The 22,383-nt window shown below is 48.9% G+C and carries 18 protein-coding genes and 3 tRNA genes; 1 reads left to right on the top strand and 20 read right to left on the bottom strand.

The genetic code is table 11. The features are described 5' to 3' along the window. From L9G74_RS02560 to recA, 7 genes are all read right to left on the bottom strand, one after another. Positions 1-77: transfer RNA gene (locus L9G74_RS02560), tRNA-Arg, on the bottom strand. A 28-nt stretch (positions 78-105) separates the two neighbouring features. Next, positions 106-182, bottom strand: a tRNA-Arg gene (locus L9G74_RS02555). A gap of 22 nt (positions 183-204) precedes the next feature. Beyond that, positions 205-296: transfer RNA gene (locus tag L9G74_RS02550), tRNA-Ser, on the bottom strand. A gap of 205 nt (positions 297-501) precedes the next feature. Further along, complete coding sequence (gene csrA / locus L9G74_RS02545) at positions 502-699, bottom strand: carbon storage regulator CsrA (protein WP_238894701.1); 198 nt, start codon at positions 697-699, stop codon at positions 502-504. Positions 700-1,279: 580 nt separating this feature from the next. Then, positions 1,280-3,901 (bottom strand): alanine--tRNA ligase, encoded by a 2,622-nt coding sequence (gene alaS / locus L9G74_RS02540; protein ID WP_238894700.1) that lies wholly within the window; start codon positions 3,899-3,901, stop codon positions 1,280-1,282. Between the two features lie 144 nt (positions 3,902-4,045). Further along, entirely contained in the window at positions 4,046-4,522 is a 477-nt protein-coding gene (locus tag L9G74_RS02535; protein WP_438944541.1) for a regulatory protein RecX, read from the bottom strand. Next, positions 4,519-5,589 (bottom strand): recombinase RecA, encoded by a 1,071-nt coding sequence (gene recA, locus L9G74_RS02530; RefSeq protein ID WP_238894698.1) that lies wholly within the window; start codon positions 5,587-5,589, stop codon positions 4,519-4,521. Before recA ends, L9G74_RS02535 begins: the two co-directional genes overlap by 4 nt. 249 nt (positions 5,590-5,838) lie before the next feature. Here recA and mutS point away from each other — a divergent pair, with 249 nt between their 5' ends. Then, entirely contained in the window at positions 5,839-8,436 is a 2,598-nt protein-coding gene (mutS, locus tag L9G74_RS02525) for a DNA mismatch repair protein MutS (RefSeq protein ID WP_238894697.1), read from the top strand. Positions 8,437-8,506: 70 nt separating this feature from the next. On the opposite strand, the gene rpoS is transcribed toward mutS, so the two are convergent. The 13 genes from rpoS to rlmD form a co-directional block, all read right to left on the bottom strand. Further along, the gene (gene rpoS, locus L9G74_RS02520; RefSeq protein WP_238894696.1) at positions 8,507-9,457 is read right to left on the bottom strand and encodes an RNA polymerase sigma factor RpoS; all 951 of its coding nucleotides are present in this window, start codon (positions 9,455-9,457) and stop codon (positions 8,507-8,509) included. A 74-nt stretch (positions 9,458-9,531) separates the two neighbouring features. After that, the gene (locus L9G74_RS02515; protein ID WP_238894723.1) at positions 9,532-10,446 is read right to left on the bottom strand and encodes a peptidoglycan DD-metalloendopeptidase family protein; all 915 of its coding nucleotides are present in this window, start codon (positions 10,444-10,446) and stop codon (positions 9,532-9,534) included. Positions 10,447-10,493: 47 nt separating this feature from the next. After that, positions 10,494-11,132 (bottom strand): protein-L-isoaspartate(D-aspartate) O-methyltransferase, encoded by a 639-nt coding sequence (locus L9G74_RS02510; protein WP_238894695.1) that lies wholly within the window; start codon positions 11,130-11,132, stop codon positions 10,494-10,496. Continuing rightward, on the bottom strand, positions 11,129-11,875 hold the full coding sequence (surE, locus tag L9G74_RS02505) for a 5'/3'-nucleotidase SurE (protein ID WP_238894694.1): 747 nt from the start codon (positions 11,873-11,875) through the stop codon (positions 11,129-11,131). The genes L9G74_RS02510 and surE overlap by 4 nt, the downstream gene beginning before the upstream one ends. Then, a complete protein-coding gene (truD, locus tag L9G74_RS02500) occupies positions 11,872-12,945 on the bottom strand; it encodes a tRNA pseudouridine(13) synthase TruD (RefSeq protein ID WP_238894693.1) in 1,074 nt (357 codons plus the stop codon). Before truD ends, surE begins: the two co-directional genes overlap by 4 nt. Further along, positions 12,946-13,428, bottom strand: a complete 483-nt coding sequence (gene ispF / locus L9G74_RS02495; protein WP_238894692.1) for a 2-C-methyl-D-erythritol 2,4-cyclodiphosphate synthase — start codon at positions 13,426-13,428, stop codon at positions 12,946-12,948. Between the two features lie 3 nt (positions 13,429-13,431). Next, a complete protein-coding gene (gene ispD, locus L9G74_RS02490) occupies positions 13,432-14,148 on the bottom strand; it encodes a 2-C-methyl-D-erythritol 4-phosphate cytidylyltransferase (protein WP_238894691.1) in 717 nt (238 codons plus the stop codon). Between the two features lie 46 nt (positions 14,149-14,194). Then, on the bottom strand, positions 14,195-14,491 hold the full coding sequence (ftsB, locus tag L9G74_RS02485; protein ID WP_238894690.1) for a cell division protein FtsB: 297 nt from the start codon (positions 14,489-14,491) through the stop codon (positions 14,195-14,197). 93 nt (positions 14,492-14,584) lie between these two features. After that, a complete protein-coding gene (eno, locus tag L9G74_RS02480; protein WP_238894689.1) occupies positions 14,585-15,880 on the bottom strand; it encodes a phosphopyruvate hydratase in 1,296 nt (431 codons plus the stop codon). 187 nt (positions 15,881-16,067) lie between these two features. After that, complete coding sequence (pyrG, locus tag L9G74_RS02475) at positions 16,068-17,705, bottom strand: CTP synthase (protein WP_238894688.1); 1,638 nt, start codon at positions 17,703-17,705, stop codon at positions 16,068-16,070. A gap of 137 nt (positions 17,706-17,842) precedes the next feature. Further along, positions 17,843-18,649: a nucleoside triphosphate pyrophosphohydrolase gene (gene mazG, locus L9G74_RS02470; RefSeq protein ID WP_438944540.1), complete on the bottom strand. Its 807-nt coding sequence runs from the start codon at positions 18,647-18,649 to the stop codon at positions 17,843-17,845. A 15-nt stretch (positions 18,650-18,664) separates the two neighbouring features. Beyond that, positions 18,665-20,878, bottom strand: a complete 2,214-nt coding sequence (relA, locus tag L9G74_RS02465) for a GTP diphosphokinase (RefSeq protein ID WP_238894686.1) — start codon at positions 20,876-20,878, stop codon at positions 18,665-18,667. A 130-nt stretch (positions 20,879-21,008) separates the two neighbouring features. Beyond that, positions 21,009-22,343, bottom strand: coding sequence for a 23S rRNA (uracil(1939)-C(5))-methyltransferase RlmD (gene rlmD / locus L9G74_RS02460; RefSeq protein ID WP_238894685.1), 1,335 nt, complete (start codon positions 22,341-22,343; stop codon positions 21,009-21,011). Positions 22,344-22,383 lie beyond the last annotated feature (40 nt).

Raw genomic sequence — 22,383 nt, 5'->3', positions numbered from 1 at the left:
TGGTGCGCATGGAAGGAGTCGAACCTCCGACCACCTGGTTCGTAGCCAGGTACTCTATCCAGCTGAGCTACATGCGCATCGCATTTGTAAATAGACCGTGATGTATGGTGCGCATGGAAGGAGTCGAACCTCCGACCACCTGGTTCGTAGCCAGGTACTCTATCCAGCTGAGCTACATGCGCTCACAATACAACATTAAGAAAATGGCGGAGAAGGAGGGATTCGAACCCTCGATGGGAGATAAAGCCCATACTCCCTTAGCAGGGGAGCGCCTTCGGCCACTCGGCCACCTCTCCGTCGTTTCTTGGCGCACATATTACTGTTTGAAGAAAATAAGTCAAACGCTTTTTAGGAAAGCTAAAACAGTTTGAAGCGTTTTTAATCATATACCTTTCAAGTGGTTGTAATTACGCTCAATTCGTTTGAATTACAGACAAAATTAAAGCGCCAGTCTTTCGATCTGGCGCTTATGCAACATCACTCACAACGATCTATAGGATCTTAATAGTTACCTTCGTCCGAAGAATTACCATTTTTTTCTGACTGAATGCGTTGATAAATCTCTTCACGGTGTACAGATACTTCTTTTGGCGCGTTAACCCCAATACGTACCTGATTTCCCTTAACTCCTAACACTGTTACAGTGACTTCATCACCAATCATTAAGGTTTCGCCAACTCGACGAGTCAAAATCAGCATTAGTTTGCTCCTCTATGTTTCCATATTCTGTATACGGCGTTTGTCCGTAACCGCAGTTATTATAAAGTGAGCTTAGTACAAATTAATAGTGGTGAGTACTAAATCCCCAGTTTTTCGCTACTTTTATTGCAAAAGGTTGTGGAAATCGCCGAGAAGGCCCCTTTTCAAGCAGTTTCGACCGTTTTTAACAACTTGCCCTTGCACGCTAACATAAAAAAATCTATTTCCCAAATACCGCCGTCACAATTTTAGCAATCGCTAATAAATGAGCATTCACTTAGAGCCGCTTTATCTTTGGCGTTTAATTTTTGTTCACGTTAAACACATTATGAACGAGGCGCGGTCGGCGCCCCTTAGTCCTAAGCAAGCTGGGCGTAACAAAGTTCAGGAGGCGTTTCAATGACCCCTTCGGACTGCAGCAAAAACAACTAGCAAAGATAAACAGCCCCTAGCATTCAATGGCAACAGACAAGTTAACCGAGGGCGGGGAAGCGGCACCAATCGGCATACAACAAGGATGGGGCCAATAAATACAAAAAGTCGGCAAAAGCCGACTTTTTGTATTAGAACACGTTTGCGATTACAGCTTAGCAGCTAACCAATCATTGACTGACGCTAGCGCCGCTGGCAGATTTTCTGGTTGTGAACCACCAGCTTGAGCCATATCAGGACGACCACCGCCCTTACCGCCCACTTGAGCAGCGATCATCGCCACCAACTCACCTGCTTTCACTTTGCCGACCAGATCTTTCGTCACACCAGCAATCAAGTTAACTTTATCTTCGCCAGCAATGCCCAGCACCACTACGCCTGAACCTAACTTCTGCTTGATCTCATCTTGCAAACCGCGCAAAGCACCAGCATCGACGCCTTCCAACTGTTTAATCAAGACTTTTACGCCAGCGATCTCTTTAGCTTCGCCAACCAAATCGGCACTAGCGGCTGCTGCCAGTTTATCTTTCAACTGGCGGATCTCTTTCTCAAGCTGACGCGCATGCTCAAGCTGTGCTTTAAGCTTATTCACCACACCGTGGCTATCGCTTTTCAGCAGTGATGCTGCTTCATGCAACTCTTGCTGCTGCTCGGCGATATAAGCCATAGCAGCCGCACCAGTGACCGCTTCAATACGACGGATACCCGCAGCGATACCACCTTCTGAGACGATCTTAAATACGCCGATGTCGCCGGTGCGGGTTACGTGAGTACCACCACACAACTCGATAGAGAAATCGCCCATGGTCACGACGCGCACGGTGGTATCGTATTTCTCACCAAACAGCGCCATAGCGCCCTTCTCTTTAGCTTGCTCAATATCCATCTCGGCCACTTGCAACTGATGGTTGCGGCGGATTTGGGTATTCACAATCTCTTCAACTTGCAGCAGCTCTTCAGGTTTCACCGCTTCAAAGTGTGAGAAGTCGAAACGCAGACGTTCAGGTTGAACCAAAGAACCTTTTTGAGCGACATGAGTGCCCAAAACTTGGCGCAGTGCCGCATGCAGCAAATGCGTAACTGAGTGGTTGAGTTCGGTGCGGTGACGCAGCTTTTTGTTCACTAACGCTTCTACCGTTTGACCGACTTTCAGGCTGCCAGACTGCAATACACCTTTGTGACCGATAGCAGCGACATATTTCTGGGTATCGACAACATCGAACACGCTATCAGCTTGTTTCAGCTCGCCTTTGTCACCTACTTGGCCACCAGACTCAGCATAAAACGGCGTTTTATCGAGGATCACTACCGCCTCTTGGCCTGGTAACAAACCTTCAACTTCTGCGCCATCAACAAAAATGGCGACAACTTTGCCCTGCCCCGTGGTTGCTTGGTAACCACAGAACTCAGAATCAGCATCCGTTTTCAAACCGGCGTTGTAGTCAGTACCAAACTGACCAGCGGCTTGAGCACGTTTACGCTGTTCTTCCATCGCAGCATTAAAGCCCGCTTCATCCACGGTAATATCGCGCTCACGACATACGTCAGCGGTTAAATCTACTGGGAAGCCGTAGGTATCATACAGTTTGAAGGCAGTTTCACCGTCAAGCACCTTGCCATTCAGATCCGCTAGCGCAGTATCCAGAATCCCCAGACCACGTTCTAAGGTACGGGCAAACTGTTCTTCTTCGGCTTTCAGCGCTTTCTCAACGACAGCTTGCAGTTGTTGTAGCTCTTTCGCTGCATCGCCCATCACGTCGATCAGTGTTGGCACCAACTTGTAGAAGAACGTATCGGTTGCGCCCAACTTATAGCCATGACGTACTGCACGACGAATAATACGGCGCAACACGTAACCACGGCCTTCGTTAGATGGCATCACACCATCAGCGACCAAGAACGCACAAGAACGGATATGGTCAGCAATTACGCGCAAAGATTTAGCTTCTAAATCGGTAACACCGATGATCTCTGCCGCCTTGGCGATCAGCGTTTTGAATACGTCAATTTCGTAGTTAGAGTGAACGCCCTGCATGATGGCAGAGATACGTTCAATGCCCATACCGGTATCCACTGATGGCTTAGGCAGCGGCTGCATTTCACCATCAGCTTGACGGTTGAACTGCATAAATACGATGTTCCAGATTTCAATAAAACGGTCGCCATCTTCTTCTGGCGTGCCCGGACGGCCACCCCAAATGTGGGCACCGTGATCATAGAAAATCTCAGTACATGGACCACAAGGGCCGGTGTCACCCATCTGCCAGAAGTTGTCTGACGCGTAAGGTGCACCTTTGTTGTCACCAATACGGATGATGTCTTCAGCAGCGATACCGATCTTCTTATTCCAGATCTCGAATGCTTCGTCATCATTTTGATAAACAGTGACACACAACTTCTCTTTTGGCAGTTGCAGAACTTCGGTCAAAAAGCCCCATGCAAACTTGATGGCATCTTCTTTGAAGTAATCACCAAAGCTGAAGTTACCCAGCATTTCGAAGAAGGTGTGGTGACGAGCGGTGTAACCAACGTTATCCAAATCGTTATGTTTACCACCTGCACGCACACAGCGCTGGGCAGTAGTGGCACGGCTGTAACTACGCTTGTCGTGACCGAGGAAAACGTCTTTAAATTGGTTCATCCCTGCGTTAGTAAATAGCAGGGTTGGGTCGTTGCCCGGTACTAAAGAACTACTATCAACAATCTGATGACCATGCTTGCTGAAATATTCCAGGAAGGCGCTTCTAACGGCGGCGGTGGTTTTGTACATGAAATCGTCCTGAATTGCGTTGGCACTAAACAATAAGGCTCAAGCATATGGCTCAAGCGCAAACTTATGGATTGCCCCGCATTATAAGCGTGCGGCGTAAGAATACCAATGGGAATAAAAATAGTGCGGGATAAGATGGAAAGACTAATCGCTAGTCAGTTCACGGAGATGGCTGCTGAGCGCGTAATTCGCCTGCTCGTAGTTAAAACCCTGCCCTAATAGATGGCGCACAATTTTCGCTTGCTGCTTTTGCTTTGCCTGAAAATCGGCGGCGGGCGCGAGGTTAGCAAACTTACGTTGCAGTCGTTGTTCGGCTAGCGCAAACCAATCAACTTCAGTGTTATTGAGTACTTGCACGGCAAGTTGTTTGCTAATGCCTTTTAATTGCAAAGCTTGCTCAACTTTCGCGGGGCCATGCAGTTTGGTGAGTTGCGAGCGCAATATAGCTTCAGCAAGACGCTGGTCATCGAGATAACCCAACTCCAACGCCCAGCTGACAGCTTCATCTACAGCAACTTCATCAAAGCCTTTTTGCAAAAGTTGCTGCGCCAGTGCGGCGCAGCTTTTGTCACAGCGAGCAAGAATGTTCACTGCGACAGCTTTGGCAGTGGGTTCGCTCAGAACACTTCTCCAGTTTCGAGATCCACATTGCCTTCATTGTTGTTGTCATTGTCATCGCCAGCTGGCATGCCACCTTTGTGCAGCAGCATTTCACGCAATGCGACATCAATCTCTTTGGCAATCTCTGGATTGTCTTGCAAGAACTTACCAGCGTTGGCACGGCCTTGACCAATCTTGTCACCTTTGTAGCTGTACCAAGCACCCGCTTTTTCAACCAACTTGTGTGCTACACCTAAGTCCACCAGCTCACCCACACGGTTGATACCTTTACCGTAAAGGATTTGGAACTCAGCCTGTTTAAATGGTGCTGCAACTTTGTTCTTCACCACTTTAACGCGGGTTTCGTTACCTACAACTTCATCGCCTTCTTTGATAGAACCGGTACGACGGATATCTAAACGTACAGAAGCGTAGAATTTCAGCGCGTTACCACCCGTGGTGGTTTCAGGGTTACCAAACATCACACCAATTTTCATACGGATTTGGTTGATGAAGATCAGCAGTGTGTTTGACTGCTTCAAGTTACCCGCAAGTTTACGCATCGCTTGGCTCATCATACGTGCCGCTAGGCCCATGTGAGAATCACCGATTTCGCCTTCGATTTCCGCTTTTGGCGTCAATGCTGCAACTGAGTCGACGATGATCACGTCAACAGCACCACTGCGAGTCAGCGCATCACAGATTTCCAACGCTTGTTCACCAGTATCGGGTTGTGAACACAGCAGGTTATCAATATCTACGCCTAACTTACGGGCATAGATAGGATCAAGTGCGTGCTCGGCATCGATAAAGGCACAGACTTTACCTTCACGTTGCGCTGCGGCAATCACTTCCAATGTCAGCGTAGTTTTACCTGAAGATTCAGGACCATAAATTTCAACGATACGGCCCAATGGCAAACCACCAGCGCCCAACGCAACGTCCAATGAAAGCGAACCGGTTGAGATAGTGGCGACATCCATACTACGGTCTTCACCCAGCTTCATAATGGAGCCTTTACCAAATTGTTTTTCAATTTGGCCCAACACGGCATTTAACGCTTTCTCTTTATTTGCATCGATCTTCATATCTGTCCCTCTGTGCTCGAAACCTGCATGGAGTACTACTGACTCCCGATTGCGATGAACTTAATTGCGGTTAGTATACTGTACAATCATACAGTATCAAGTGCTGGATCAGATTATTTCTTCTACGGTTAGCTAAAGTGTTTGAAATTTAGTGGCAAAAATTTTGTAGCACGCCGTTAAAGCGCGTGTCAGAGCTGGTAAGATGACGCCCAAAGTAACATCCCTAGCATCAAAGAAGACAAGGAAACTATGAGTATTCACAGCCAAACGCCGGATTTAGAGGATTTGGAAAAACATACCCCGATGATGCGCCAGTACTTGCAGATGAAAGCAGAGCACAGCGATATGCTGCTGTTTTATCGCATGGGCGACTTCTACGAGCTGTTTTACAGTGATGCAAAACGAGCATCCGAGTTGTTAGGGATTTCACTTACCGCCCGCGGTAAGAGCGGTGGAGACCCGATCCCAATGGCGGGTATTCCTTACCACGCCGTGGATAACTACTTAGCCAAGCTAGTACAACAAGGCGAATCGGTCGCTATTTGTGAACAGATTGGCGACCCAGCATTAGCAAAAGGCCCGGTTGAACGCAAAGTGGTGCGGATTGTTACCCCGGGGACCTTAACCGATGAAGCCCTGCTGCAAGAGCGACGCGATAACTTATTAGCCGCGGTTTACGAAGGCAAAAAAGGCTTTGGTTTTGCCACCTTGGACGTCGCCTCCGGTCGGTTTATTATCGCAGAACTCAACACGTTAGAAGCGCTAGAAGCCGAGTTACAGCGTACACGTCCAGCAGAATTACTGTATAGCGAAGACTTCACCCACAAACATTTAGTCAGTGATGTTAAAGGCGCCCGTCGCCGCCCTGAATGGGAATTTGATTTAGATACTGCACTCCGACAACTGCTGGAGCAGTTTGGCACCAAAGATCTGCGTGGCTTTGGTGTCGATAACGCTCGTTTATCGCTGCAAGCGGCCGGTTGTTTGATTCAGTATGTGAAAGACACCCAGCGCACTGCCCTGCCCCACATCAATAGCATCACCCAATTTAGCCCAAGCGATACGGTGGTGTTAGATGCGGCAACCCGCCGCAATTTAGAGCTTACCGTCAACTTAGCTGGCGGGCTGGAAAACACCCTGGCATCGGTATTGGATAGAACCGCAACTGCCATGGGCAGCCGCATGCTGCAGCGCTGGATCCACCAACCGCTGCGCCACCAGCAACGCGTCAGCCTACGCCATGCTGCAGTAACTGACCTACTGAACAGTGGCCAGTTTGAAGCCTTGCATGAATTATTAAAATCTATTGGCGATGTGGAACGTATTATCGCGCGGTTGGCGATCCGTAACGCACGTCCTCGCGACCTTGCCCGTCTGCGTGATGCGTTAGCAACCTTGCCAGAAGTACGCAGTGCCATTGCAGATAGCGGTAGTGAACACCTGCAAGATTTGTATGGTGCACTCAATGAATTTCCGAGTGAACTAGAGCTACTGCAAAACGCGATTGTTGATAATCCACCGGTACTTATTCGCGACGGCGGCGTGATCCGCGCAGGTTACCACAGCGAATTAGACGAATGGCGCGGTCTGAGCCAAGGTGCCACCGATTATCTGCAACGTCTTGAAACCCGTGAAAAAGAGCAAACTGGCATCGCCACGCTTAAAGTGGGCTTTAACAAAGTACACGGTTACTTTATTGAAGTGTCTCGCGGTCAATCCGCCTTGGTGCCATTGAGTTACCAACGTCGCCAAACGTTAAAAAATACCGAACGTTACATCATTCCTGAGCTGAAGGAATATGAGGAAAAGGTCCTTTCCAGTCAAGGTAAAGCGCTGGCGTTAGAAAAACAGTTATGGGAAGAGTTATTTGATCTGCTGCTGCCGAAATTGCATGAGCTGCAGCAGTTTGCCCTCGCCGCTGCTGAGCTAGATGTACTGAGCAATTTTGCCGAGCGTGCTGAAACGCTTAACTACCAATGCCCGCAACTCACGGCAACCGCAGGCATCGACATCAGTGACGGCCGCCACCCTGTGGTCGAAACGGTTAGCCAGAATCCATTCATCGCCAATCCGGTGTTACTCAATCCTGAGCGACGCATGTTGATTGTGACTGGCCCCAACATGGGCGGTAAGTCGACTTATATGCGTCAAGTCGCCTTAATCACCTTGATGGCTTACATCGGTAGTTACGTGCCTGCGGCTTCAGCCGTTATTGGACCTGTTGACCGAATCTTTACGCGTATTGGCGCCTCAGATGATCTCGCCTCTGGTCGCTCAACCTTCATGGTGGAGATGACTGAAACAGCTAATATCCTGCACAACGCCACGCAAAATAGCTTAGTGTTAATGGATGAGATTGGCCGCGGAACCTCTACTTATGATGGGCTATCACTGGCATGGTCAGCAGCAGAGTATTTGGCACAAAAGATTGGCGCACTCACGCTATTTGCCACCCACTACTTTGAGCTAACGCAATTAGCCGAGTTACTGCCACAAGTGATCAACGTGCACTTGGACGCTATTGAACACGATGATTCCATTGTGTTTATGCATGCGGTGCAAGAAGGCGCAGCGAGCAAGAGTTATGGTTTACAAGTGGCGGCACTAGCTGGCGTACCACAAACAGTAATCCGCGCGGCTAAAACTAAATTACAGCAGTTAGAAAGCCGCGATGACGGGCAAACGGTCGTGGCACAAACTAGCCTGGCACCAGTACAAACCTCGCTGGCACTCGAGGAAGTTTCCGAGTTGGAGACCATGCTACAAGCGATTGACCCCAATGAGTTAACGCCAAAAGCCGCGTTGGATTTACTGTACCAACTCACCTCACTGGCGAAACAACGTTAACCGAGGCTGTAAATGTAAAAAGCGCACTTCACAGTGCGCTTTTTTGCTACAACAAAGAGATAAGCAGTGATTACATGCGGAACAACGCTTCGACAGACAGCCCTTGTGATGACAGCATTTCACGTAAACGTTTCAGTGCTTCCACTTGGATTTGTCTTACACGTTCACGGGTCAAGCCAATCTCAGCTCCTACGTCTTCTAAGGTGGCAGGCTCATAACCCAGTAACCCAAAACGGCGTGCCAACACTTCACGTTGTTTGGAATTCAGCTCGTTAAGCCACTTCACAACCGATTTAGAGATATCTTCATCCTGCACTTGTGAGTCAGGCGTGTTCATATCTTCATCAGTTAATACGTCCAGCAGGGCTTTATCATTATCGCCGCCGATCGGTGTATCAACCGAAGTAATCTTTTCGTTGAGCTTCAACATGCGGCTAACGTCAGCACTGGCCACATTGAGCCGTTCTGCAATCTCTTCTGCGGTAGGCTCATGATCCAGCTTTTGCGCCAGTTCACGGGCAGTACGCAGATACACATTCAGCTCTTTAACCACATGGATAGGCAAGCGGATGGTGCGCGTTTGGTTCATGATGGCGCGCTCAATGGTTTGACGAATCCACCACGTTGCATAGGTTGAGAAGCGGAAGCCACGCTCTGGGTCAAACTTTTCCACTGCGCGGATTAAACCGAGGTTACCTTCTTCGATCAAATCTAACAGCGCTAAACCACGATTGTTATAGCGACGAGAGATTTTCACCACTAAGCGTAAGTTACTCTCGATCATACGATTACGAGACTTCTCACAGCCTTTAAGTGCTTTGCGAGAAAAGTAAACTTCTTCTTCAGCAGTAAGTAGCGGGGAAAAACCGATTTCGCTCAGATAGAGCTGGGTGGCGTCGAGGTTCTTTTGCAGATCGTCTTGGACCATATCTGCCAGTGCATCGTTTTGCACGGCTTCAACGTCGTTTACCGAAAAATCTTGGAATTCTTTGTAAGAAGCATTGGTATTATTGCGGCTCATGATGTGCTCTCCCGAAAATGAAAAAGACAACTACATTGTGTAACTCCTCCAATGCCAAATTGGCGCCTAAACAATTAGCGTCTAGGTAAATAAGTGAGCGGGTTTACCGACTTGCCAAGATATCTGATCTCAAAATGCAACATCACTTGGTTAGTACCAGAGCTGCCCATCAAGGCAACCGTCTGTCCTGCTGAAACCTGCTGTTTTTCCTTCACTAAAATCTTATCGGAGTGGGCATAAGCACTTAAGTAATCATCGCTATGCTTAATAATGACGAGGTTCCCGTATCCTCGTAGAGCATTACCAGCATATACCACGCGACCATCAGCTGCGGCTTTGATTATATCGCCTCGATTCCCCGAGATTTTTATCCCTTTGTTTCCTTGTTCTCCACCGGAAAACGTACCAACTAATTTGCCATTCGCGGGCCATATCCAACGCCCGACTTTTTCCGGGAGCATTGGATCATCTTTCTTAATGACCGCGTTAACATTTTGTTTACCAGTTGTGACAGGGTACGAATTATTATCTGCCGAAGCAAGTGTTTTTTGTGTATTTTGTGTTGATTTTTTATGACTAGCGTTATTTTTTACAACCTGTTGTTTTTTAGGAGATTTATCTTCTACAACTTTAGTTTTATGCGGGTGTTTTACGGCAGGCGTAGCAGATACTGTTCGCTTTTTAGCGCTAATAGGCGCTAAACGTAGTACCTGTCCAGGATAGATGGTGTAACTGCGGTCTAGCTTATTTAGTTGGGCTAAATAACGGAAATCTTTGTCTGCGCCCCAGGCGATTGAATATAAGGTATCACCGCTTTTTACCTTGTAAGTTGCCGAATTAATAGAACCTTTTTCAAATCTGGGTGACTGAGCTTGCTGCAATGAATAGACTGGGGCGGGACGGGATGCTTGAAAACTACAGCCAGTTAACACAAAAATAACAAATACACTCCAAAATAAGCGACAAAGCCGCTTATTGGTGCAATTGATATTGTGCTTGGTTAAATACTGGCGCACTGTGCTCCCCGTTCCATGATTCAGGCTAAGTCTCCATTGATTAATGGCACAAACTTAACGGCCTCAATCACCGTAGAAATATACTGTGCCCCTTGCCGCTGAATCTTCAACAATTGCTGGCTGTCGTCACCTACCGGAATAATCAACACACCGTCTTCGGCAAGTTGCTGCAATAACGCCACCGGAACTTCAGCCGCCGCAGCGGTCACAATGATGGCGTCAAATGGCGCACGATTCGCCCAGCCTTGCCAACCATCGCCATATTTAAAGGCTATATTGTGCAAATCGAGCCGCTTTAACCGTTGGCGCGCTTGGATCTGTAAGCTTTTAATGCGCTCGACCGTACAAAGCTGTGGCACCATTTGCGCCAAAATGGCCGCTTGGTAACCAGAGCCAGTGCCAATCTCTAATACCAGCTTGGGTTGATGTTCCATTAGTAGCTCGGTCATCCGTGCCACAATGTACGGTTGGGAAATGGTTTGCCCTGAGCCAATCGGCAAGGCGGTATTCTCATACGCCTTATGAGTCAGCGCCCCATCAATAAATAGCTCCCTTGGTGTTTGGGCAATCACTTGCAACACCTCTGGATTACGAATACCCGATTGGGCTAGACGTTGCGACAGCTGCACCGCAGCAGAAGCAGAAGCCATGCGACTCATAGTGTATCAATCCATTCCTTTAATTTGGCTAACTGCCGATAAGCAGTTAAATCAACGGTTAACGGGGTTATCGACACATAACCTTCAGCCACAGCGTAAAAGTCGGTGTCTTCGGCGCTGTCGAGTTCAGCTCCAACAGGCCCAAGCCAGAAGATATCACGGCCATGTGGGTCCTGCGTTTTAATCATATCTTCTGCTTTGTGGCGCGTGCCCAAACGGGTCACGCGCACACCTTTAATCTGATCTAGCGGCAAATCCGGCACGTTGATATTGAGAATTTGGTCCGCATCTAATGGGTGACGAATCAGCCCTTCAATGATCTTTACCGTGTAAGCCGCAGCGGTACCGTAATGCACCAACTGGCGCCCAGCCAACGATACCGCAATGGCAGGCAGGCCGAGAAAGCGCCCCTCCATCGCCGCAGCAACGGTACCGGAGTACAGAGTATCATCACCGAGATTGGCACCAGCATTGATACCAGAAACCACAATATCTGGCTCCTGTTCACACAGTTGGCGTATCGCCAAATGCACACAATCCGTCGGCGTACCGTTTACCGCAATATAACCGTTATCTAACCTATTAATTCTTAAAGGGTTAGTCAAGGTTAAAGAGTTACTTGCACCAGAACAGTTGCGATCGGGAGCCACTGTTAAAGTGTCGCCGACACGGCTCAACGCCTCGGTAAGAACTTTAATGCCAACCGCATTCACTCCGTCATCGTTACTGATCAGAATGTTCATGCGTTGTCACCTTCCTGCTGCTCGCGCTCAGCTAGCCACTGCTGCCGACGGACATCGGCCATGTCTTGATATTGTGCCAACTCGCGCAGCACTGAGGTAGCAAATGCCCCGGCGGGCAGCACAAAGTCCAGCGTGATGGCATCGTCGTTAAGCTGTTGCCAACTAAAGTTATCAGCCAAGAGCAACAAAGGTCGACGCTCTTGTTTCAAGTCGTACTTTTCCAACCCGGCCAAATCACTCTCGTAACCCGCTAACGCCGCCAGCTCTACAGCCGCTGCGTCTGAAGCAGATGGCAGTTCGCCGTCGCCCCAAAGTGGCGCTGATAATTGAATATCACGGCTCGTTAAACGGCCGAGCAGTTCATCATCCCACTGTTCAACGGTAAAGAAGCTACGAGAGCCCGCTAGCATGACGCAATCACCCGCGAGCGGCTGCAATTGATGTTGTGCCAAACGCTGTGTCACCACTTGGTTAAATACCAGTGAACGCATTGCTGACAAGAACATCGCTTTCTGGTTGCTGCTTTTCACTTTTTTGCCAGCAAACATATCGCGTGCTTTTTGAATATTAGCGCCATCATTGCCAAAACGTTGTTCACCAAAATAGTTCGGTACACCAAGTTGCTTGACTTGCGCCAAACGCTCTAGCAGCGCATCCATACCAACAACGTTACGCAAGGTTAGCTTAAATCGGTTACCAGACAATGCACCAATTCGTAACTTCTTGTTATGTCGTACAGCTTGCAACACCGTTAAACGCTCACCATTGAGGTTGTGCCAATCTGGCGTTTCTTTACCGGGAATACGCACGCAGAACCACTGTTCAGTGATGGCATTTTTATCTTTTTGACCGGCGTAACTCACATCCCGCGGATGCACTTTAGCAAACTTGGAGAGTCGTTCTGCCACTTCGACGGTATTGAGACCATCTTTTTGGATATACAGCAGATGGTGTTCGCCTTCGCCAGTCATGGTAAACGGCAGAATCTCCTGCACGACAAAGTCGGCATTCTCAGTACGAATATCAGCAGTGGTGAGCGGTGCACCGTGTAAATAAGTCAGCGTATTCACTTAAATGTTTCCTTGCATCAGTACCACAGCTTCTACAGCGATACCTTCTTTACGGCCAGTAAAGCCGAGTTTTTCAGTCGTGGTGGCTTTGACATTGATAGCGTCAATATCCACCTGTAAATCTTGGGCCAATACGGCGCGAATGGCTTCGATATGCGGCAGCATCTTCGGTGCTTGGGCTATCACAGTCACATCTAAATTCCCCACGTAATAACCTTTGTTGTGCGCCAACTTCAGGCAATGACGTAGCAGCACACGGCTATCAGCACCGGCAAACTCGGCAGCAGTATCGGGGAAATGCTTACCGATATCGCCGAGCGCTACCGCACCTAAAATAGCATCAGAAATCGCATGCAGCACCACATCACCATCAGAGTGCGCAATCAAACCACATTCATACGGGACTTCGACACCGCCTAGCATCAGCGGCTTGTCACCACCAAACTTGTGGACATCAAAACCATGACCAATACGTAAATTCATCTGTTACTCCAATGCTTGTTTGATGTGTTGGTGATGAGATAGATACAGTTGTGCGAGGGGCAAATCATCCGGGTGGGTCACTTTGATATTGTCAGCGCGGCCACTGACTAATCCGGGCATGATACCGGCCCACTCCATGGCAGAGGCTTCATCGGTAACGTTTACGCCCGCAGCCACCGCTTGTTGCAGTATCTGTTTTAACTGCAGCGCAGGGAAAAACTGAGGTGTTAACGCATGCCATAACGCTTCCCTTGGCACAGTAGTATCGATACAGCCATTGCCACTGGCGCGCTTCATTGTGTCACGCACTGGCGCGGCTAAGATGGCCCCTTGCGGAAATTGGCGTTGACTTGCGATTAACTTGTCGATGTCCTGATGCGTCAAACACGGTCTGGCCGCATCGTGCACTAACGCCCACGCATCAACTTCATGCAACGAGGCTAACGCGGCAATCACCGAATCAACGCGTTCTCCGCCACCAATCACTTGGGTTAATTTAGGATGTTGCGCCTCGGGCAACTTGGCAAAGTACTCATCTTGCGGATGTAGTGCCACCACCACTCGGCTGATGGCGGGATGGCTCAATAACACATTCAGCGTTACCGACAAAATACAGCTGCCCGCTAATGGCAAATACTGTTTGGGGCACTGCGCTTGCATACGACTGCCGATTCCCGCAGCAGGCACAATGGCAATAATCTCTTGGGAGAAGTGATTCATGTTGAATGGTTAACTCACGCGCTAAAAAACGCTGGCTATAGCCAGACTAATTGGCGGCCATTGAGCGTTGTTCTCCGCCCACGACACGATAAAAGGTTTCGCCCTTTTTGATGAGCCCAAGCTCATTGCGAGCCCGCTCTTCAATGGCTTCTGTCCCACTACGCAGATCGGTAATTTCAGCCATCAACGCATTATTGCGTTGCTGCAATTGGCTATTACTCGCAGTCTGCTCGGCGATTTGGTGCTGTAATTGGAAGTACTCGGTGAGGCTGTTATCACCCATCCAGAGCCGGTGTTGTAGCACAGCTAATAAGACAATACCCAGCAGTAGCAAACGTTTCATGATGATAAATTCCACCGTCAGAGTGTTAGCAACCTGCGAATATTACAACAAAAAAGGCCGCCTGTTGGCGGCCTTTTACTAAATCAGCAAAAATTAAGCTTGGCCTTTGATAGCAGACAGACCGCCGAAAGGTGCTTTTTCGCCCAAAGCTTCTTCAATACGCAGCAATTGGTTGTATTTTGCTACGCGGTCAGAACGGCACAATGAGCCGGTTTTGATCTGACCAGCAGCAGTACCCACTGCCAAATCTGCGATTGTAGAGTCTTCAGTTTCACCACTGCGGTGAGAAATCACTGCGGTGTAACCAGCTTCTTTCGCCATGCGGATAGCCGCCAAGGTTTCAGTCAGTGAACCGATTTGGTTGAACTTGATCAGGATTGAGTTACCAATGCCTTTTTCGATACCACGAGCCAAAATCTTAGTGTTGGTTACGAACAGGTCATCACCCACCAATTGGATCTTGTTGCCGAGGATTTTGGTCAAGTATGCCCAACCGTCCCAATCTGATTCGTCCAAACCGTCTTCGATAGACACGATTGGGTATTGTTCAGTCAGTGACGCCAAGAAATCAGAGAAACCGTTAGAATCGAATTTTTTGCCTTCACCAGACAGGTCATATTGACCGTCTTTGTAGAATTCAGACGCAGCACAATCCAGTGCCAAAGTCACGTCAGTACCCAATTTGTAACCTGCGGCTTCAACGGCTTCTTTAATCACAGCCAGTGCTTCAGCGTTAGATGACAAGTTAGGCGCAAAACCACCTTCATCACCGACTGCAGTGTTCAGGCCTTTGCCTTTCAACACTTTTTTCAGGTTGTGGAAGATTTCAGAGCCCATGCGCAGTGCTTCACGGAAGTTTTTCGCGCCGACGGGTTGCACCATGAATTCTTGAATATCAACGTTGTTGTCAGCGTGTTCACCACCGTTGAGGATGTTCATCATCGGCACTGGCATGCTGTATTGGCCTGGAGTACCGTTCAGTTCGGCGATGTGTTGATACAGTGGGATGCCTTTAGCGGTTGCTGCGGCTTTGGCGGCTGCCAGAGACACGGCCAGAATCGCATTCGCGCCCAGCTTGTCTTTGTTTTCAGTGCCGTCAAGGTCGATCATTACTGCATCAATATCAGCTTGTGCAGTAGCGTCTTTACCTAACAGTGCATCACGGATAGGACCGTTAACATTAGCCACGGCGGTCAATACGCCTTTGCCCATGTAACGTGATTTATCGCCATCACGCAGTTCCAGCGCTTCACGGCTACCTGTAGACGCACCTGATGGTGCAGCAGCCATACCAACGATACCACCTTCCAGATGAACTTCGGCTTCTACAGTTGGGTTACCGCGCGAATCCATGATTTCGCGACCAATGATGTTGATAATCTTAGCCATAATATCCTCGATATGAGATTTAAGTTTGAAAGAAAAAAGCCATACCCATATACCGCTTTTATATGGGTATCGGCTTTTCGTCGCCTCAATCTACAAGTCTTATAATATGATAATATCTTTCCTGCTAATAATGACAGTCCTTTTGATAAAAAAGCCGGAGCTGCTTCGCAGTCCGGCTTTTCCTATCTTACCCTAATTTCTGTTTTTGGTAACTGTTAGCGGCGCTAACAAACCCTTCAAACAGTGGGTGACCATCACGTGGCGTGGAGGTGAACTCCGGATGGAACTGGCCTGCCACAAACCATGGGTGGTTTGGCAGTTCAATCATCTCAACCAATTTACGGTCAGATGACAGGCCGCTGAAGATCAAGCCCGCTTTTTCGAGGCGTTCAACATAAGTATTGTTCACTTCATAACGGTGACGGTGACGTTCGATACAGGTTTCGCTGCCGTAAGCCGTGGCCGCTTTGGTGCCTGCTTTCAGGTGACACAGTTGCGCACCTAGACGCATAGTACCGCCCAAATCTGATTTCTCAGTACGATGTTCAACTTGACCATCTTCGTCAATCCACTCAGTGATCAAACCAACCACTGGGTGCGGCGTATCTTGCTTGAATTCTGTGGAGTGCGCACCTTCAAGGCCAGCAACATGACGGGCAAATTCGATCAGCGCCACTTGCATACCTAAACAGATACCAAAGTAAGGCAGGTTGTTTTCACGGGCATATTGCGCCGCCATGATCTTGCCTTCAACTCCACGCTCACCGAAGCCGCCAGGTACCAGAATGCCATCAAGGCCTTCTAATACTTCTACGCCTTTAGCTTCAACGGTTTGTGAGTCGATGTATTTGATATGTACTGAAGTACGGGTTTTGATACCTGCATGTTTCAGTGCTTCGTTCACTGACTTATAAGCATCTGGCAATTCAGTGTATTTACCCACCATACCAATGGTCACTTCACCATTTGGATTAGCTTCTTGGTAAATCACGTTTTCCCATTCAGACAGATCGGCTTCTTCACATTCAATGCCGAAGCGCTTAACCACTAATTCGTCCAAACCTTGTGAACGCAGCAGTGCTGGGATCTTGTAGATAGAGTCAACGTCACGCAGTGAGATAACCGCTTTTTCTTCAACGTTACAGAACAGCGAAATCTTGGCACGTTCAGTCGCTGGAATCGCACGGTCACCACGGCAGATCAGTACATCTGGCGCAATACCGATAGAACGCAGCTCTTTCACTGAGTGCTGAGTAGGCTTTGTTTTCACTTCTTGCGCTGGGCCAATAAATGGCACCAAGGTCAGGTGCATAAACAAGCTACGATCACGGCCCAGTTCTACCGCCAACTGACGGATAGATTCAAGGAATGGCAGCGATTCAATGTCGCCCACAGTACCGCCGATCTCAACAATCGCCACATCACGGCCTTCGCCGCCTTCAAGCACTTTCTCTTTGATGGCGTTAGTGATGTGTGGAATCACCTGAATGGTGGCACCTAAGTAATCACCACGACGTTCTTTACGCAGTACTTCTTCGTAGATACGACCGGTAGTGAAGTTGTTACGACGGCTCATCTTGTTACGGATGAAACGTTCGTAGTGGCCGAGGTCAAGGTCTGTCTCTGCGCCGTCCTCAGTCACAAACACTTCACCATGTTGAATTGGGCTCATGGTACCTGGATCAACGTTGATGTACGGATCCAGCTTCATGATGGTCACGTTAAGACCACGAGCTTCAAGAATGGCAGCCAAAGACGCTGCTGCAATACCTTTACCAAGTGATGAAACAACACCACCTGTTACGAAAATATACCTAGTTGTCATGCTGAGCCTGAGAAAAACGAGTGAGAATTCAGCGCTGGAAAAGAGCGCCAGGACGGGGCGACAGTATAACAAAGCCGATGCAATTTACCAAACGGCAAACTGCATAAAATAGGAGAGATCTGAGGAGTATGGCGTAATTACTTAGCTTCTAAACGTTTTACATCGTCCCAAAACCTATCCAAACTTGCCAAACTGTGTTCACTAAAGGCTTTGCCAGACGCAGCCACACGCTGCTCTACACCGCGAAAACGTCGCTCAAATTTACGATTTGCCCCTTGCAACGCCGCTTCAGGGTTCACGCCTAAGTGTCTCGCTAAATTAGCGACGGCAAACAGCAGATCTCCCACTTCTTCTTGCAATGCGGCAGAGGCTGGCGGCTCAGGTTCAACTTCCGCGAGCACCTCTTCTAGCTCTTCATGCACTTTATCGAGCACCGGGCCAAGCTCATCCCAATCAAATCCAACCCGCGCCACTCGCTTTTGAATTTTCACCGCGCGCGCCAGTGACGGTAAGGCTTTGGGAATGTCCGCCAAAATTGACGTTTGTTCACGCGCGGCCCGCTCTAACGCTTTTTGCTGTTCCCAATTGTCTTTGAGCTGCTGCTCGGATAACGATGCATCGGCTAGCTCACCAAACACATGCGGGTGACGGCTGACGAGCTTATGGCAGATACGGTTCACTACCTCAGCAAAATCAAACTGTTGTTGCTCACGGCCAAGTTCCGCATAAAACACCACTTGAAACAGCAAATCGCCCAATTCTGACGGCAGTTCCTGCCAATCATCATTGGCGATGGCATCGGCCACTTCGTAGGCTTCTTCAAGGGTGAACGGTACGATAGAAGCAAAAGTTTGTTGTTTGTCCCACGGGCAGCCGTGTTCGGGATGACGCAGCTGCGTCATAATGCGCAGCAGGTCATCAAGTTGGTATTGCTGTTGAGTCATTGATTCCATCTTAAATTACAGGCGACGTGCCTCGACCACACCATCCACTTGGGTCAGTTTAGAGATGACTCGTGATAAGCCTTCAACGTTGTACATCTCCATCTCCAACTCAATCGTAGCGGTTTGATTTTTCAGATCAGAAGAGGTGTTCATTGCCAGCACGTTAGATTTCTCCGCTGCCAGCACCGAAGTTAAGTCACGCAGCAAGCCGGTACGGTCGTTGGCCAATACGCGCAAACGCACCTTGTAACCGCCGGAGTAGTTTTCCCCCCAGACGACATCCACCACACGCTCTGGGTGCGCCCGCATCAACTCTTTCACTTGCTCACAATCGGCACGGTGCACGGAAATGCCACGTCCTTTGGTGATAAAGCCGAAGATTTCGTCGCCCGGAACCGGTTGGCAACAACGCGCCAGATGGCTCATCAAGTTACCCACACCATTGACTTCGATGCGGTCTTTATTATTGGACGATGGTTTTTGGCTGCCCTTCTTGACCAGTTCGTCGATAGCTTCCGCTTCGTCGGGTTCGTCATGACGTAACTTGCTTTGAACATAGTTAACCACTTGGTTCAAGCGCACATCACCGCCGCCAATCGCCGCTAACAAGTCGTCCATTGAGCCCATGTTGAACTTATCGGCCGCCACGATGGCGTCTTTTAAGTTCAAGCCAACGCGAGACAATTCGGCATCCAACATTTCACGACCGGCAACCAAGTTTTTGTCGCGGTCTTGCTGTTTCAGCCAATGTTGGATCTTGCTGCGCGCACGCGATGTTTTGATGTAGCCCATGTTTGGATTGAGCCAATCGCGCTTCGGATTGGGGGTTTTCGAGGTGATGATTTCCACCCGCTCGCCAGTCTGTACTTGGTATGTAAACGGCACAATACGGCCGTCCACTTTGGCGCCAATACAACGGTGCCCCACTTGCGAGTGAATGTAGTAGGCAAAATCCAATACGGTCGAGCCCATTGGCAAGTCGACCACTTCGCCACTTGGAGTAAACACATAGGCGCGATCTTCAAACACTTGGCTGCGGATCTCTTCCACCAAGTTGCCGCTTTCGGCCACGTCTTCCTGCCATTGCAGAATTTTACGCAGCCAATTGATCTTTTCTTCGTAACCCGACTGTTTGCCGCTAACGTTGCCCTCTTTATATTTCCAGTGAGCAGCGACCCCCAGTTCAGCATCTTCATGCATCTGCTGAGTACGGATTTGGATCTCGACGGTTTTCCCTTCTGGCCCAACCACCACAGTGTGAATCGACTGGTAGCCATTGGGTTTAGGGTTGGCAATGTAATCGTCAAACTCGCGTGGAATGTGGTGCCACATGGTGTGCACCACGCCTAATGCGCCGTAACAATCTTGCAGGCGTTCAGTGACCACCCGTACCGCACGCACGTCAAACAACTCATCAAATTTCAGTTGTTTACCGCGCATTTTGCGCCAAATAGAATAGATATGTTTCGGTCGGCCGTAGACCTTAGCTTTGATCTGCTCTTCATCTAAGCGCTGTTGCAACTGCTTAACAAAGTTATCGATAAAGGTTTCGCGGTCAAGACGTTTGCCATCCAGCTGGTGCGCGATGTCTTTATAGGTCGCGGGGTGCAGATAACGAAACGCGATATCTTCTAGCTCCCACTTTAATTGACCAATCCCTAAACGGTTGGCCAGCGGCGCGTAAACATCAGAGATTTCGCGTGCCAGCAAGACGCGGGTTTCCTCATCGGCATTTTTAACCGCGCGCAGCAGATACACGCGCTCGGCCAGTTTAATCACCACCGCACGCACATCTTCTACCATCGCCAACAGCATTTTACGGATCTTGTCGATCTGCGGTTCGGCTTCATCACGGCTTTCGTAATTCACCTTTAAGGAGCCGATTGCTTCCATGGTTTTGGCGCTATGCACTAAGGTTGCCAACGAGTTGCCATAGTTCTCTTCGATGGAGTCTTCGTCAATCACGCCCGCATCGAGATAAACAAACAGCAACGCCGCTAACATGGTATCGATGTCCATATTGAGTGGCGAAAGGATCTCAATCATCTCACGCGCCTTGGCTTGCAGTTCGTGTTGCGTCAACTCGCAATCACCAAGCGGAAGAGTATCCATTCGCTGGAACAGCGCCTTCAGTTGTTCCGCCTCGTCTTTTTGAGTGATGTGACGGCAAACCCACTCATCCAGATTAAAATCTGCGTCCTGAAAGTGTGCTTCTCGAACAGATACCATGGTTTCTTCCCTTAAATGAGCCAAGCGTGGCACAGTGCTATCTATCTTCGGTATTAGGCCGAAGATGTCAAATGTACAATGCAGTTTGCTAAAAGTATCAATCGCATCTGCTGCTTATTTGCGCACCAAATTATTTACGAACAAATAAGGCCATTGCTTCGATATGATGTGTTTGTGGGAACATATCGAGCACTGACAATTTCTCCAGTTGGTAGCCTTGTTTTAATAATTGTTGGCTATCACGCGCTAAACTCAGCGGATTACAAGAGACGTAGACTACCTGAGTCGGCGATAGTTTCGCTAAATATGCCAACGCCTCAAATGCTCCAGCGCGCGATGGATCCAATAACAGTTTGTCGACTTTGCCAAACCAAGGGGCTTTATCCAATGGTTCATTCAAATCGCTACAGAAAAATTCCACATTCGCTAAGTTGGCCGCCCGTGCGTTGTCTTTGGCAAGCTCGACCAGATTAGGCACGCCTTCAACACCGATCACTTGTGCACCGGTAGCCGCTAGCGCCAAGCTGAAGTTGCCCATGCCACAGAATAAGTCCAACACCTTATCGCCAGCGGCTGGAGATAACCACTCTACAGCGCGATTGACCATGGCGTTATTCACACCACCGTTCACCTGAATAAAGTTACCGGGATTGAAATGCAGCGCCAACGGCCCATTTGCCAACTGCAACGCATAATATGGTCGTTCACCTTGCAGGTATTCCCATTGCTCATCGGCATGTTCTAACACCATGGCACAGTCAAGCCGTTGCGCCAGTTCTACCAGCTTGGCTTTATCTTTGTCTGACAAGGTTTGCACTACGCGGATCACCACCATTGGCTGTTGTTGCGTGGCAATGAGTTCCACGTGCCCTAGCGCCGCAACACCTTGCAGTTTGCCCAACGTCGCCGCTACTGGTTTGATCAAGGCACTCAAGCTGGCGTCCAATACCGGACACTGGTCGATGGCAACCACCTTGTGACTCTCGCGCCCGCGAAAACCAAGAGTAAAACCTTTGCTCGCTTTGTCGTACCAGCTACTCAAACGCGCTTTACGACGAAACAGCCACGGCGAGGACAGCACCTCATCGACTGCTGGTAGCTTAGTTTCTGGCGCCAGTTTGTGAAATAAATTGGTTAATGTTGCACGTTTGTGGCTGTTTTGCTCGGCATGCGGCAGATGTTGAAAATCGCAGCCGCCACAGCGTTGATAGTGCGGGCACTCGGCGTCCACTCGTTGTTCACTACGGCTTTCTAGTTGGATTAATTTTGCCTTGGCAAACTGCTTTTTATTCTCTGTAATCGCCACTTTTACGCGTTCTGTCGGTAAAGCGCCGGGCACAAACACCACTTTACCTTGTAACTGACCAATCCCCTGCGCTAAGTGATCGAGTGACTGAATTGTCAAACTCACGTTCTGCGGTTTACTAGAGGATCTATTTGGTTTTTCTCTAAAAAATTGCGCCATGCAGCTCTCGTTCTCTATAATTTACTGGCAATCGCCCTGT

The sequence above is a fragment of the Shewanella electrica genome, from assembly GCF_022321485.1.
GTDB classification, from domain to species: Bacteria; Pseudomonadota; Gammaproteobacteria; order Enterobacterales; family Shewanellaceae; genus Shewanella; species Shewanella electrica.
This window is presented reverse-complemented; position numbering and strand designations above follow the sequence as displayed.